Genomic DNA, 15,912 nt, shown 5'->3' on the forward strand with positions numbered 1-15,912 from the left:
CCGGGCGTTCGCGGTCGGTGGGGCCGCGTGACCAGTACGACCAGTACGACTTCGGGGGATGAACCATGGCTGACCTGCACGGCAACGATCCGGTCGAGTTCGACAACGCCACGGCCGACGCACTCAGCACGGCACTGAACGGCGCGGCCGAGTCGATCGAGGGACAGGCCGGCTCACGGCAGTCCTACGTCACGACCGCGTCGCAAGAGTTCCGCGGGCACTTCTCCGAGCTCTTCGCGCAGAACGCGTCGACGGCAGCGTCCGACGGTTCGACGATCGCCGCGAACCTCCGCACCGTCGCGGGGTGGGTCGACAAGATGAAGGCCGCCGCCGAGCGGGAGAACGCTCGTCGCAAGGAAGCCCGCGACTGGGAAGCGGAGTACGGCGACCGGAACTTCTTCGAGTGGGTGCACGACAAGGTCGCCGGGGCGCCCGTGCCGCCCACCGTCCACCACGAGGACGCACCGACCTTCGGCCATGCGACCGGACCGAGCACTCCGCGCCAGACGCCGAACCCCGGCTCCGGTGGCGGGGGTGGGGGCGGGACGTCGTCCGCGAAGCCCGCCGACCTCCGCTCGTTCGCCACCGGGTCGTCGACGCTGAACCAGTCCCTCGACGGCAAGCCGGCCGGTGTGCGCGGCAAGCTCACCGACTTCGCGTCGAAGTGTTCCTGGGGGCACATCGACGCGACGAGCCTGGTGAACGCCTTCGAGCAGTGGATCACCGCCAACGGCCAGGACGTCACGTGGGCGAACACCATCGCCGACGCGTTCGCTGCTGCCGGCGGTGAAGGCGCCGTCTCCACGGTCTCGGATGCCGCGCTCGCCGCAGCTCTGGCTGCAGCCGGGGTCTCGCAGTCCCGCACGGACCTGCAGTTCGATCCGCCGTCCGCCTACGGGGCCCAGCCGACGACCGGCTACTCGATGGACCCGGTCAACACCACGACGGGCAACTTCCTCGAACCGGAGCTCGACCTCGGGTTCACCGGTGCATCTGCAGCACTGCAGGTCACCCGCATGTACAACTCCCTCGACCAGCACGTCGGGCTCTTCGGTCCGGGGTGGGCGTCGATCCTCGAGACCCGGCTGCTCATCGACGACGAAGGCGCGTCCTTCGTCGGTGCTGACGGCCGCCAGGTCCGGTTCCCGCGCGACGGCGAGGGCTGGGCGCGCGGAGTCGGCGAGAACCGCTGGCTCGCGGCCGAGGGTGACCGGCTCGTCGTCCGCGACAACCAGGGCGGGCGCATCGACTTCTCGCCGTCGGGGCAGTGGCTCGGACAGCGCGGCGGAGCCGGCACAGCGGTCCGCATCGAACGGAACAGCGACGACGTCGTCGTCCGCCTGGTGCACGAGCGAGGCCGCTCGATCGACGTCGACCACGTCGACGGCCGGGTCACGGTGCTCCGCGCATCCGACGGCCGCCGGGTCGAGTACGGGTACGACGACCGGGGCCGCCTCGTCACGGTGACCGATGCCGTCGGCGTCCGGCGCTACGGCTGGAACGACGACGACCTGATCATGACGGTCACCAGCGCGGCCGGTGTCGTCGAGGTCGACAACACCTACGACGACCAGCGCCGCGTCGTCGAGCAGGTCAGCCCGCACGGCCGCACCGTGCGCTTCGCCTACCTGCCCGGTCGTGTCACGGTGGTGTCCGACCACGACGGCTCGCGGTCGAACTCCTACATCGCCGACGCCAAGGGGCGTCTCGTCGGGGTCATCGACTCCGATGACCGCCGCCAGTCGATGAGCTACGACCGGCACGGCAACCTCGTGTCGGCGACCGAGCGCGACGGGTCCGTCACCGTGCACGCGTACGACGACCGCGGCCGGAAGACCCGCACCGTCACGCCGTCCGGCGGTGACCTGACCTACGGGTACGACGAGCAGGATCGCGTCACGACCGTCGTCACCGAGGCCGGCGCCGTCGTCTCCTACGAGTACGTGGGCGACGACCGCGACCCGTCGGTGATCACCGACCCGGTCGGCGGACGGACTGAGCTGAGCTGGCGAGACGGCGCGCTCACCCACGTCGTCGACCCGACCGGCGTGGTCCTGACCTTCGACCACGACGCGTTCGGCGAGCTCGTCGCGACCACGAACGCCGTCGGGGCCACCGCTCGGATCGAGCGCGACGCCGCCGGTCGCCCGGTCGCCGCGGTCAGCCCCTCCGGCGCACGGAGCGAGTACCGCTACGACGCAGCGGGGCTCCTCGTCGAACGGCGTGATGCCGACGGGGCCGTCTGGCGCTTCGAGTACGGTGCCGGCTCACGCATCGCAGCGGTCGTGGACCCGCTCGGAGCACGCACCACGTTCGACTACGCCCCGAACGGCGAGCTCGCGACGACCACCGACCCGCTGGGTCGGCGTGTCTCGCGGACGTTCGACGACCAGGGGAACCTGGCGGAGCTCGCATTGCCGGGCGGCGCGGTCTGGACGTTCGCGCACGACGCCTTGTCGCGCCTCCAGGCCGTCACCGACCCCGCCGGCGCGACCTGGCGTCGTGAGTACGACGTCGTCGGCGAGCTGACGGCGACCATCGACCCGACGGGCGTCCGCCAGGAGTTCTCGGACGACGTCGCGACCGGCGTCGCGACCCTGCGCGACGCCTTCGACTCGGCGACCGTCCGGTTCGACGAGTACGGCCGACCGGTCGAGTCGAGCTCCGACGAGACCGGTTCCGAACTCGTCACCTACGACGCTGCCGGCCGACCCGTCGAACTCGTCGACGGCGAAGGCGGCCTGACCCGACTCGAGCGCGACTTCGCCGGCCGTGTCGTGGCGTTGGTCGCTCCATCGGGCGCGCGCTCCACGTACGAGTACGACGCCTGCGGGCGTCCCGCCGCAGCCACCGACGCCGCGGGGGCGCGGACGACGCTCACCTACGACGCGGACTCCCGTGTCGTGGCCCGGACCCTGCCCACCGGCGAGGTAGAGGAGATCACGTACGACGCCGTCGGGCGCGTGGTCACGCAGACGACTCCGGGTTCCGGCACCGCGCGGTTCCGCTACGACCAGGCCGGGAGGCTCGTCTCCAGCCACGACGCACGCTTCGGCCGTCGTCGGTTCCGCTACGACGCAGCCGGGCAGCTGATCCAGGTCGTCAACGGTCTCGACGGGGCCACCTCGTTCGAGTACGACGAGCGCGGGCGCCTGGTGACGATCACCGACCCTGCCGGCGGGACCACTCGACGAGAGTACGACACCGCCGACCGTGTGGTCGCGGTCACCGACCCGCTCGGCCGGACGACCACCGCGGCCTACGACGCCGCCGGCCGTCAAGTCCGGCAAACGGATGCCGAGGGACGAACGACCGAGTGGACGTACGACGCGGCCGGCCGACAGCGGGCCGTGCTCGTCGACGGTGCGGTGCAGTCGGAGATCTCCCGCGACGCCGTCCACCGCACGGTCGTCGTGTCGGACCACACCCGTGGTGCCGGTCGGACGATCGAGCACGAGCTCCAGCGCGACCGCCGTGGCCTGCTCGTCCGCCGTGCCCGAGGCGACCGGTCCGTCGCGTGGGAGTACGACGCCGACGGCAACCGCATCGCTCGCGTCGATCCGAACGGGACCCGAACGACCTACCGTCGCGACGCCGTCGGCCGCGTCGTCGGGGTGGACCGTGACGGCGCCCCTGCCGGGACGTTCTCCTACGACGCCTCGGGTCGGATCGTCCAGGCGGCCACCGGCGAACTGGTGCAGTCGTGGTCGTACGAGGGTGGCGCCCTCGTCGCACACACTTCGACCACGCTCGACGGTGCCACCAGCACGCGGATCGAGCGCGATGCCGACGCGCGGATCACCGCGGTCGACGGACCGTCCGGAGTGGTGTCGTACGAGTACGACGCTGCCGGCCAGCTCGTCCGTGCCGGGGACTCGACGTGGACCTACGACGACCGTGGGCGACTCGTCGCCGAGACCGTCGGCGGTGTCGAGACGCGCCACGAGTACGACGCAGCCGGTCAGCTGGTCGCGACGATCACCGAAGCCGGCCGGATCGAGTACGTCCACGACGGTCTCGGTCGACGCATCCGACGGACCGCCGCTGACGGATCCACCACCGAGTACGCGTGGTCCGACCTGGGGTACCTCGCTGCCGTCGTCGACCGCGACGCCTCGTACGCCGAGACCGGTCGGCTCGACGTCTGGGTCGACGCGCTCGGTGAGCTCGCCGAGGTGGCCGGGGTCGCGGCGTGGTGGGACTCCGCCGCGGTCGTTCCGTCGCTCATCAGCATTGCCGACACGTCGTTGCTCGACCTGCCGGGGGGTGTCACCGCGATCGGCGATGTCGTCACGCAGCCCGCGTGGCGCAGCGCGCGCGCCACCGACGCTGCGGACCCTTGGGCGGCGCTCGCTGCCGTCACCGACGTCGGGCTGCCCGCGGGGGTGGCACTGACCGGCTCGGGCGGGGTGTCCGTCGCCGGGTTGGAGTGGCTCGGCGCACGTGTGTACGACCCTGCGGCGCGAGGCTTCCTGTCGGTCGACCCGCTCGCGCCGATCCTGGGTGCGGCGTGGTCGGGGAACCCCTACTCGTACGCCGGCAACGATCCGTTGCAGGCCGTCGACCCGCTCGGGCTGCGGCCGGCGACGGACAAGGACCTGCAGGCGTACCGGGATGCGAACCAGGGTGCGATCGCTGCTGTCGGGAGCTGGTGGGACGACAACTGGGAGTACGTGGTCGCGGGGGTTGCGATCGCTGGCGGCATCGCGCTCATGTGCACCGGAGTGGGTGGACCGGCGGGTGTCGCACTCTTGGCGGCTTCCGGTGCCCTGATGTCCGGTGGTATCTCTGTGGCGACACAGAAAGCCACGAAGGGTGAAGTGGATTGGCGAGCAGCCGGCGTCGACGCGGTGGTGGGAGCGGTGGGCGGGGCAGCTGGCGGCGGCGCGGCGCTGGGACTCGGTCGCCTTGCGCCCAACCTTGCGCGAGTAGCCGTGCCAGGAGCGGAGCGCCTGGCCGGAACCTTGCTGAGTTCAACGGGCCGGTCTGCGCTCTCGGCCGGGGCCGCGGGCTCTGCGTCCAACATGACGGATTACGCGTTCAACGGCAAGGATCGTACTGTCGGCGGGTTCATCCAGACGGGAGCCACGGGATTCGCTACCGGCGCGGCAGTCAGTGTTGGCTCGTCTCGGCTCGGGGGATGGGTGGCGGACTCCTTCAGCCCGACGGGCGGTCGGCATGTGATGCTCCCCGAGCCCAGCGGCCGACACGTCTTCGTTCCTGAGCACGCGGTTCGCGGATCGACGGCGGTGTGGAACACGATCACGTCAGAGACAATCGATCGCTCAGCCGGAGCGGGCGGCGCTGTCTTGAACGATGTCCTCACCGGGAAGGATCCGGGCGACTACTTGAAGGATGCCATCAACGGCGCCGTGTCAGGTGCCGGCGGGCCTACGGTTGGTCTCCACAGCCGCTGATGCGGAACAACGAACATCGGAGTTGCAGTTGACGAGATCGGCGCTCGAACGCACAGCGCAGAGAAGGCTCGTGCGCAGGAGGCGGATTCTTGCTTCCATCGTCCTGGCGTTCGTTGTCTTGGTTCCGCTACTCGGCTTCTTCGTCGGACCGATAACTTTGAAGGCGTACGACGCCGGACATCGGGTCGAGCCGATCTGCACGGTCAGCTCGGCGCACAGCAGCATCGATTCCTCTCGTTCGTTGAAGGGCGTTGGGTCGTCGACATCTCAGGTCGTGTTCGAGACGTCTGACTGCGGAACGCTCGTGCTGCAGTGGGGTGTCACGCGCGACAACGAGGACAACATCGCCCGAGGTGTCGTCGAGGGCGGGCGTTACAGATTCGACGTAGGAGAGGGGTCCTACAACATGCGGGGATTCCTGAATGCAATCCGCCAAGCCGTCTACGTGAAGAGCTTCGAACCCGCTTGACCTCGCATCTGCCATTGACGACCATGCGCTCGACCGAGCCGAGCCAGGAGCGATCGTGCGACGCCGTCGACGTGTAGAACGCAGCAGGGAGTATGGGCGACGGACGGCGCGGCACATAAGAAGTACCCGTGGTCGTGTTCTTCGTGACCGCGCGAGCGCGATCGTCGTTCTTATGGGTCTCGTGGTGGTCCCCGTCTCTGCATTCGGTGTCGGCCCGTGGGTATTAGGGCAGTATGACGATGAGCACCGCGTGAACGTTGTCTGTCGCGTCCGGTCCGTTGCTGCGGAAGTTCATTCGTCGAGGGGCGGTTCGCAGCCCCAAGTGAACTTCCACACCGACTGTGGGAATCTGCTTTGGGTTGGTTTGAATCGCTCGAACATGAACGATGTAGCGTCCGCAGTGAATGCGGGTGCAGAATACCGTTTCGAACTTGGCGCTGGCTCGTTCAAGCTACGGAAAATGCTCAAGGTCGTGAAAGTGGTCCCGACGATCTACCGCTACTCAGAGGTGCCCGGATAGCATCTAGACGGTTGGCGGATGAATGGCGTAGTGCTGCTCTTGCGCGCGAGGGCGGGGCGATGGTTCTTGGCGTGACCGAGCCCTCTCGCCGCGTGTACAACACGCGATAGTGAGCAGATCCAATCTGCGCCGTCATGTCTCCGATTCCACAAGCGGCGCTCGTCAGTGCCCGAAGACCCGGACGAAATCGTTCCACTGCGCCGGCGCACGCTGATCGAGCCATGCGCACAGTTCCGGGTAGGCCGCATCGATGGAGATGACGCTGATGACGCCGCGCTGCCCGTTCACCTTGATGTCCAGGCCGCCGAACCGGTTGGTGGTGGGACGGATGTGCTTGATCGCCGTCGGGTCGATGGTCCGTGCTGCGCGGAACATCGGGGTGACCACCAGCTGGGAGTCGTACGCCTCGACGCGACGGCGCTTCTGCCCGACGCCGAGGTAGACGAACAGGATCCCGAACAGCACCATGGCGACAGCAGTGATGAGCATCCCGATCGCGTCAGGGTCGTCGAGCAGCGTGAGCGTGGCGAGGAAGAAGAACCCTCCCACGACGATGAACACGATCCCGATGATCCGGAGCAAGAGGTAGTTCCACCGGCGTGCGCGGACGGTGAAGAGCACGCCGTACGCCTCGTCGCCCACGACGGTGGACGGTGGTCGCTTGCGATCGCTCCGGCGGACGAGCGCGCTGACGGCGGCCGGGATCGCGATCATCGCGATCAGCGCGATGAGGACCGGCGAGAGGTTGAGTGTCACCGATCTGCCCCCGGTCGTGCGTACGGACGTCGTCGTTCGATGGGCCCGAAGCCCTGGTCCCCCTGGATCATGCGTGCAGAGTATCAGCGCGGTTGTGGACAGCGATCGCGCGACGCTCCGGATGCGATACGTTGTATGCCAGTCGGGGCGTGTGGCCCGAACGGGGGCGGCCAGGGCGGCCGATCGACGCGGACCCGACGCCATCGAGCAACTAGCATCGATGTGCTCGACGATTCTCTTGGGGGGAAGACCGTGATCAACCAGCGTGCCGGGAACACCGGAGCACGAAGCACCACTCGCCGGCTCGTGGGGGCGGTCGCCGTCACCGGCATCGCCGCGCTGGTGCTCGCCGGGTGCACGTCCGACGACAAGCCGGTGGCTGACCCCTCACGGATCCTGCAGACGGTCGACACGCGTCTGGCCGCGGACGGCTCGATCACGTCGATCTCCGACACTGCGATCTCCGTCGCGGGCAAGGACTCCTCGTCGGCGACGACCGACCACGACCCCGCCAAGGCGGCTGGCGACCTCCCGCTCCGCATCACGACGCAGTACTCGACGTCCAAGAAGACCGGTACCGACCTCGCCGATCTCGACGGGTACTCGGGCCGGATCGCGATCGACCTGACGATCGAGAACCTCACGGTCACGTCGAAGAACCTGACCTACGACGTCGCCGGGACCTCTCGCTCGACGCCGGCGCTCGTGGGTGCGCCCTTCAGCGTCGCCGCTTCGACCGTCCTCACCGGCACCGCGGCCGACCGGATCGTCACCGATGCCGCTGACTCCGGTTCGTCCACGGACGGAGTCGTTAGCACGAACGAGGACGGGGACGCGGTCGTCCAGTGGGGCCGCCTGCTGGCACCGCCGACGTCCGGCGCGAGCAGCACGCTGCACCTCGTCGCCGACGTCAAGGACTTCACGCCGCCGACGTTCGACGTCGCCGCGCAGCCCGGGCTGTCCACGGACCTGTCCTCGACCGGCGTGGTGAACGCGGCGTTCGGGTCCGACAGTGACTCCGAACTCGCGCTCCAGCGCCGCACCATCGACCTCATCTCGCAGGTGAACGAGGTGCTCGCACGAGCGGGCGGCACGATCACCGAGGTCCGGTCCAACCTCGAGACCACGTCGAAGACCCTCGGCGTCAGCACCGCCGAGCGGCTCAAGGAGAGCAGCTCGTCCCTGGCAGGCACCATGCGGTCCCTGTCCGGCGAGCTCGGTTCCCTGGACGGCGATCTCGGCACGACCGTCAAGGCGACACAGTCCACCGTGCTGCAGCAGCTCCAGCAGACCACCACGAGTCTCGACAGCCTGCTCGGCGACACCTCGGCGACGGCGCCCGCTCCGGTCCTCGACGGGAACGGATGTGCGGCGACGCCCAAGACCTCGACCGCGGGCGGCAGCGTCTACGGCAACCTGCTCAGTGTCTCGTCGCAGCTCAAGGGCTACGCCGATGCGAGTGAGGCGTGCAAGCAGCAGGTGAGTGCGCAGCTCGCCGCTGCCGTCGGCCCGAAGGCTCCGGACGCGACGACCTGCGCCGCGACGGACGCGCGAGACTCGCTGACCTGCACGCTCTACGAGTCGTCCACCGCGATCAACGGTTCGCTGATCGGCCTGGTGAGCACCGGGCAGGCACTCGCCGCGCGGCTGCAGCCGGAGACGGTGGACGCCGCGATCGCGAGCGCTGCCGACCTCGACACGCAGCTCACCCGCATCTCCGACGCACTGGACGAGTACGAGAACGGTGGGGACGGCGGCACCGGTGACGCACTGCGCGCGTTGTCGACGAGCGCGGACCAGATCGGCACGCGAATCGACGCACTGGCGACGGCCGTGCAGACGACGCACGACCGTGCCGAGGCGGCACGTGACCTGCTCGACGGTGCAGGGTTCCCGCTGTCGATGCAGCGCCAGAACTCGGCGGTCGCGGACCAGCTCTGCGCCCTCGCGACGCTCGGACAGCTCGACCAGGCCGATGCTGATCGCCTCCGCGGCTACCTGACGGCCGAGCCCTGCGCCGGTGCGCCCGAGGGAACCGTGCTCCAGCCCGGCCTCGGGTTCACCGACCCGATGGACGAACGACTGGACGACCAGACGGCGCGCTGGCAGGACGTCGTCGACTCGACCAGTGCCGACGCGACGACCGAGGGAACCATCGGCAGCGCGGTCGCCGGCCTGCGGACCGATCTGACCGCGCTCGACGACAGCATCCGCGCTGTCCGTGACGCCGTCCGTGGTGGGAGCGACGACGTGGGTTCCACGATCGAACGCCTTCGCGCAGCGGTCTCGGACGCCGACCGGTCGCAGACGGTCATCGCCACACAGCTCGGGACCGTCCGCCAGACGCAGATCGACCTCGCGGCCGAGGTCGAGAAGACCTTCGAGGACGCCTCCGACCAGTCGTCGGAGACCTTCAAGAAGGCCATCGACGCACAGGTGCGGAAGGTCTCGACCACGGCCTCCGAGAGCAACCAAGCCGTCCGCGACGCCTTCGACAAGTCGATCTCGGGCCTGCAGTCCACCGCTGACGAGGTCACGAAGGACTCGAAGGGCACGATCGACGAGCAGAAGAGCACGCTCGAGCAGGAAGGCTCGGAGCTCTCCTCGGCGGTCGACCGGCAGACGGCGTCCAGCCTCGAGCGGATCGCGGCCAGCACGAGCGCCTCGACGCGTGACGTGCAGGGTGCTTCGACGCTGCTGACCGGCGACCTCAACCGGGTGATGCTCGACCTCGGCGACCGCAAGGTCAACGGCTCCGGCATCCTCGGCGCCATGGCCACGAGCGCGGCGAAGTCCGACTCCGCCGACTACCAGCTCGCCCTGGCGTCGCAGAACGCCGCGGGATACGCGAACGTCCGCGCCGAGGACGTCGCCGGCATCCTGCTCCAGCAGGAGCAGTTCCGTGCATCGCTCGATGCGGCGACGACGCTGCCGGCGTTCCAGCTGAAGGTCCCCGCCAGCGCGACGTCGACCACGCTGTACACCTTCCGGATCGGGGCGGACCGATGAGCGACCAGACGACCGAAGCCACGGCGACCGAGAGCGCCGACGGAACGCGTCCGCGCAGCCGCCGTCCGCTGCTCTTCGTCGGCATCGCGGTGCTCCTGGTGGCCGCGGTGGTCGCCGCCGTCCTGACGTTCCGGGCGCTCGGCAGCAGCACCCCGGCCGAAGCGGTCTCGGCGACCGTGCCGGTGAAGATCACGGTGGCGCACGTCCCGGCGAAGACGACGATCGGCGTCATCGTCACCCTCGGCGACGGCGAGGGATCCGAGTGGAACGAAGCGGCGCAGGGTGCGCTGGTGGCGGAGCGTCGGCTCGCACTCGGTGGCACCGACGTCGCGCTCGTCACGAAGAACGACGGCGGAACCGCTGCCGGGGGCAAGGCCGCGGTCGAGTCCCTCGCGAAGAGCGGGGTAGCGGGCATCGTCGTCGCCTCGTCGGGCAGCCACGTGTCCGGCGCCCTCACTGCTGCTGCGGCGAAGGGCATCCCGGTCGTCCTGCCCTACGCCCCGGCGGAGAAGGACTCCTGGTCGACGGCGCCGGCGGCAGGCTCGATCAGCACGGCGATGACCACGGCACTCGGCGACGCCGACGCGCCACTGCTGGTCGACCTGGGCGGCGGTGCTCCGGCGGGTCTGCGGGTCGCGCACGTCCTGGACGGGGACGACACCGCGGACGCTGCAGCGCTGGCCACGACCGTCGCCGAACGCACCGGCGCGACGAGCAACGAGGAAGATGCCGATGCCGATGCCGATGCCGATGCCGACGCGAAGACGGTGACGCCGGACTCCGACGCGGTCGTCGTCAGTGGCTCCGCGCAGCGCCAGGGTGCCTTCGTCGCCGCGCTCCAAGCCGAGAACGTCACGGTGCCGGTCGTCCTCACCCCGGATGCGACGAGCCCGGCGTTCGGCGCAGCGCTCGTCGAAGCCGGCGGCAGCCTGAGCGGCGCCTTCCGCACCGTGGGTGTCGCCACCGACGACGCCCGAGCGCTGGCCTCCGATGCCGGGGGCCGCGCGATGTCCGCCTTCCTCGGCGGTGTCCGGGTGCTCGCCGGTGACCAGGACGCCGAGAACCTGACCGGTGACCAGCCGTTCTCGGCGGTCGCGGGCGCAGCGGACTCGCGCAGCCACGACGCCGTCATCGCCCTGGTCCGCGCCGTCGGTTCGGCACGGAGCGTCGAGCCGGCGGACGTCACCGATGCCCTCGCCACGCTCGACCTCGACGCCGATGCGGGCATCGCCGGTCCGGCACTCGATTTCACGCGGCAGCAGGCACTCGGGACGCCCGCGACGGTGCTCGCGGCGTCGGCACAGCAGCTCGGTCTCCGTCCGGCCAGCACCGCGTCCGGCGACGGCACCGGGAGCGGAACCGACGCTGCCCGGACCGCGTCGCTCGTCTGGTTCGACGACTCCAGCACGGACTGACCCACCCACGCACCGACCCGGAAGAGGAACGCGAGCATGCGCCTGTTGATCGAGCTCGACGACCGACGTGATGCGGTCGAGGTCGACGGGTGGTCCGGCGCATCCTCGCTCGGGGACCTCGTGTCCGCGGCCATCGGCCTCACGCTCGAACCCGGCACCACCCTGGCGGTCGACGGGCACCGCACCAGCGTCGACACCCCGCTCCGGGACCTCGTGCTGCTCGAGGGATCCCGCATCGGACGAACCCCCGAGGAACGTCCGCTCAGTACCGACGGCTGGACCGTCACGCTCGCCGGCGGGCTCGAGGCCGGCCTCGTGGTGCCGGTCCCGCGCGGGCGGAAGCTCGTGGTCGGCCGGGCGCCGCAGGCCGACGTCGTGCTCCCCACCGAGAGCGCGTCGTGGGAGCACTGCACCGTCGAGCGCGAGGACGACGGTGTGCGGGTGCGTGATGCGGGATCGACGAACGGCACCGTCGTCGCCGGGGAGCGCATCGACGCCGAGGGCGTCCTGCTCACCGGGACGACGAGCGTCATCGTGGGCGGGGCCGTGCTGCTCGTCCGGCCGGCGCTCGACGAGGTCCCCGTGCCCGCGGCTGGCTCGATGGCGAATCTGACCCCGGCGGCGACGGCACCGTTCAACCGCCCACCACGCGCCGGCCGGACCTCCGACGCCGAGACGGTCGTGCCGCCCGGACGCAAGGACGTGCCGCCGGCCTCGAAGTTCAGCTGGATCACCGTCGCGGCACCCCTGGTGCTCGCCGGCGCGATGGTGCTCCTGCTCGGCGACGCGCGGTTCGCGCTGTTCGCCCTGCTCTCCCCGGTCACCGCGATCGGCATGTGGTTCGAGCAGAAGCACCGCCGCGCGAAGAACCTGAAAGAAGAGGACACCCGCTTCGCCGAGGCCGTGGAGTCCTTCCGCGGTGAGATCTCCGAAGCCGCGGCCGTCGAGGCTGCCCGCCGCCAGGAGCTCGTGCCCGATCCGGCGACCGTGGTTCGGCGAGCCGAACTGCCGACCACCCTATTGTGGCAGCGCCGCTCGGACGACGAGGACTTCCTGAGCCTGCACGCCGGCACCGGGGACGCTCCCTGGCGGCCCGAGGTCGATCAGCGTGCAGCGACCGCGAAGCTCGAGGACGAGGCGAAGGCCGCCATCGCCGACAGTCGCCTGACGGCCGCCCCGGTGGTGGCCGACCTGTCCGACGCCGGCGTCGTCGGGATCGTCGGCGATCGTCAGGGCGCCCTCGCCCTGGCGCGCAGCCTGCTCACGCAGGCCACCGTGCACTGCGGTCCCGCGGACCTGACGGTGGGCGTCTTCTGCGACGCGGGCCGCGCGGAGGACTGGGGGTGGGCCTCCTGGCTGCCGCATGCGCGTGTGGCGGGGAGCAGCACCGGCGCCCGCTGGATGTCGGCACAACGCGACCAGAGCGCGGCGATGCTCCGTGGCCTGCGGGAGTCGATCGACGAGCTGCCGACACCGAACCTGCTCGTCGTGGTCGACTCCGAGGTGCTCACCGAGGGACGGGATGCCCCTGCCCGCAACCTGCTCGGCCAGGGCCGCACGGTGCCCGGGCAGTCCCTGCGCCCGGGGGAGCGACCGCGCCGGGTGAGCGGCATCGTCATCGCGACCAACGAGCAGCAGCTCCCCGCCGCCTGCACGTCGATCATCACGGTCGGTGCCGATGCCGCGGCCACGGTCTACCGGCCGGAAGACCGGACCCGTGTCGAGGACGTCGTGCTCGCCGGCCTCAGCGTCGAGACCGCCGAGCGCAGCGCCCGCAGCGTGGCGCACTTCGACGATCCCGAACTGCTCGTGCCAGGGGCGTCCTTGCCCGCGCTCGTCCGCCTGCCGGAGCTGTTGTCGGGCGACGGGATCCGCACGGCGTGGGACACGCGCACGGGCTTCTCGACCCCGATCGGCTCGTCGGAGAGCGGTGTGCTCGAGATCGACCTGGTGCGCGACGGCCCCCACGGCCTGGTCGGCGGAACGACGGGTTCGGGCAAGAGCGAGTTCCTGCGGTCGCTCGTCGCCGGGCTCGCTGCACGCAACGACCCGACGCGTCTGAACTTCCTGCTCGTCGACTTCAAGGGCGGGGCCGCGTTCGCCGCCTGCGAGCGACTGCCGCACACCATCGGCACGATCAGCAACCTCGACGAGCAGCTCGCCGACCGAGCGATCCGTGCGCTCGAGGCCGAGCTCGAGCGACGCCAGCGGGTGTTCGCCGCGGCCGGAGCCGACATCGACAACCTCGATGCCTACCTGGCGACGAAGCCGGTCGAGCCGATGCCGCGACTGCTGCTGGTCGTCGACGAGTTCGCGATGCTCGCGAAGGACTTCCCGGACGTCCTGACGTCGCTCGTCAGCATCGCCGCCGTCGGCCGCACACTCGGCGTCCACATGATCCTGGCGACTCAGCGGCCGGCCGGTGTGGTGAGCGAGGACATCCTCGCGAACACGAACATGCGGGTCGCCCTGCGGGTGCAGAGCCGCGAGGACTCGACGAACGTCATCGGGGTCCCCGCCGCAGCCGGGATCGGTCGACAGCAGACCGGTCGCGCCTACGTCAAGCTCGGGCAGGACGACATCACCCCGGTGCAGACCGCCCTCGTCACCGGCCGAGCCCGTGACGAGCGTGCCGAGCAGCCGGTCTCGGTCCGTCCGACCGACGTGTTCGGTGTCCCCGCGCCGATGCCGGCACCGGCGCCGACCGCGTCGGACGTCACCGACCTCGACCAGCTGATCGAGGCGATCGGGCAGGCCAACACGGCAGCCGGGTACGCCCCGCCGCGTCCGATCTGGCCCGAGGCGCTCGGCGACCGCGTCGAACTGGCGGCCCTCACCGCCCCACGCCCGGGTACCGCCCCACGACCCGGCACCGTCCCCGTCGCCCTGGCCGACGACCCCGACCACCAGCGTCAGGTCACCACCGGATGGGACCTCGACGAGGGCAACCTCATGCTCATGGGCATCCCGGGCAGCGGGACGAGCACCGCGCTCGCCACGATCGCGCTGCAGCTCGCCGCAGGGTCGAGCCCCGACGAGCTCGACCTGCTGGTGCTCGACATGGGTCCGGGGGACCTCGCTCCGCTCGCGCAGTTGCCGCACACGACGGCCTACGTCGGCTCCGGTGCGGGTGCGGGGGAGCTGCAGACGCGGTTCCTGCGGCACCTCCGCGTCGAGCTCGAGCGTCGTCGTGCGGCACCCGGCGGGCGTCGTGCCGTGGTGCTCATCGACGGCCTCGCCGCCCTGCGCGACGAATACCAGGACTTCGAGGGGCAGCAGCTGCTCGACGCCCTGTACCGCGTCTACGCCGAGGGTCCCGCGCTCGGCATCTCCTTCGCGGTCTCGACGACGCGCGCGAAGGCCGTGCCGTCGGCGATGGACGAGGTCACCACGCAGAAGTGGATGTTCCGCCTCGCGGACCCCTACGACTACGCGTCCATCGGGGTCCGCCCCAAGGACGTCCCGCCGCCGGTGCCCGGCCGCTTCATCGACTCGACCATGCGGCTGCAGTCGCACGTCGCGACCCCGGACGTCCCGCTCGCCGAGGCGGTCACCCGGATCGCGGAGACCCGTCCGGGCAGCAGCCGGAAGGCGAGTGCCGTCGGTCGGCTGCCCGATGCCGTGCTCGTGGACGAGCTCGGCGCCGGAGCGGTGTTCGCGGGTGAGCCCTGGCGGATCCCGATCGGCATCGCGGAGGACGATCTGCAGCCGGCGTCGGTCGAGGTCTACGACGGCGAACACGTGCTGATCGCCGGCCCGGCCCGGTCCGGCAAGTCGAGCGTGCTCCTCGCCGTCGCCGAGCTCGCGCGGACAGCCGAGGGCGTGCGTCCGGCCGTGTGGGCGATCTGTGACCGCCGTTCCCCGCTCGCCTCCGGTTCCTTCGACCGCATCGCCGTCGGCCCTGACGAGGTCCCGGCCCTGTTGTCTGGGCTCCGGCTCGAACGCGGTCCGGTGCTGCTCTTGATCGACGACGCGGAGCGGTTCGAGGACGGCGACCAGGCCATCGCGACGCTGCTCACGACCGAGCGCCCCGGACTGTGCGTCGTGGCGGCCGGCCGGTCCGCCGACCTCCGGTCGATGTACAGCCACTGGACCCGTTCGGTCCGGAAGTCCCGGTGTGGTGTGCTGCTGCAGCCGGACGTCGACTACGACGGCGAGCTCCTCGGCGTCACGCTGCCGCGTCGCGCGCCCGTCGCGCTGACCGTCGGCCGCGGCTACGCCGCATCAGGCGGGGCCGTCCGTCTCGTGCAGACCGCGTCCGCCGGCAGCTGACGGCGACGCCGAGACCGTCGGCCGGGAGGCCCGTGGCCGTGCCCGCCACGGGCC

General features: G+C 70.6%; 6 protein-coding genes. 5 read left to right on the forward strand and 1 reads right to left on the reverse strand.

The genetic code is table 11. The annotated features are described in order from the left end of the window. Nucleotides 1–65: 65 nt before the first annotated feature. Both ACVKXF_RS07225 and ACVKXF_RS07230 read left to right on the forward strand, forming a co-directional pair. The gene (locus tag ACVKXF_RS07225; protein WP_456795309.1) at nucleotides 66–5,417 is read left to right on the forward strand and encodes a DUF6531 domain-containing protein; all 5,352 of its coding nucleotides are present in this window, start codon (nucleotides 66–68) and stop codon (nucleotides 5,415–5,417) included. 22 nt (nucleotides 5,418–5,439) lie between these two features. Next, nucleotides 5,440–5,886 carry a hypothetical protein gene (locus ACVKXF_RS07230; protein WP_148061735.1) on the forward strand — a complete coding sequence of 149 codons (447 nt, stop codon included), beginning with the start codon at nucleotides 5,440–5,442 and terminating at the stop codon, nucleotides 5,884–5,886. A gap of 682 nt (nucleotides 5,887–6,568) precedes the next feature. Here the strand turns inward: ACVKXF_RS07230 and ACVKXF_RS07235 are convergent. Continuing rightward, complete coding sequence (locus ACVKXF_RS07235) at nucleotides 6,569–7,162, reverse strand: hypothetical protein (RefSeq protein WP_456795310.1); 594 nt, start codon at nucleotides 7,160–7,162, stop codon at nucleotides 6,569–6,571. A gap of 252 nt (nucleotides 7,163–7,414) precedes the next feature. Between ACVKXF_RS07235 and ACVKXF_RS07240 the strand changes: the two genes are divergently transcribed. The 3 genes from ACVKXF_RS07240 to ACVKXF_RS07250 are packed head-to-tail and all read left to right on the forward strand — an operon-like array spanning nucleotide 7,415 to nucleotide 15,858. Continuing rightward, entirely contained in the window at nucleotides 7,415–10,171 is a 2,757-nt protein-coding gene (locus ACVKXF_RS07240) for a hypothetical protein (RefSeq protein WP_456795311.1), read from the forward strand. After that, nucleotides 10,168–11,586, forward strand: a complete 1,419-nt coding sequence (locus ACVKXF_RS07245) for a hypothetical protein (protein WP_456795312.1) — start codon at nucleotides 10,168–10,170, stop codon at nucleotides 11,584–11,586. The genes ACVKXF_RS07240 and ACVKXF_RS07245 overlap by 4 nt, the downstream gene beginning before the upstream one ends. 36 nt (nucleotides 11,587–11,622) lie before the next feature. Further along, on the forward strand, nucleotides 11,623–15,858 hold the full coding sequence (locus tag ACVKXF_RS07250) for an FtsK/SpoIIIE domain-containing protein (RefSeq protein WP_456795313.1): 4,236 nt from the start codon (nucleotides 11,623–11,625) through the stop codon (nucleotides 15,856–15,858). Nucleotides 15,859–15,912 lie beyond the last annotated feature (54 nt).

It is taken from the genome of Curtobacterium sp. PvP017 (assembly GCF_054060195.1).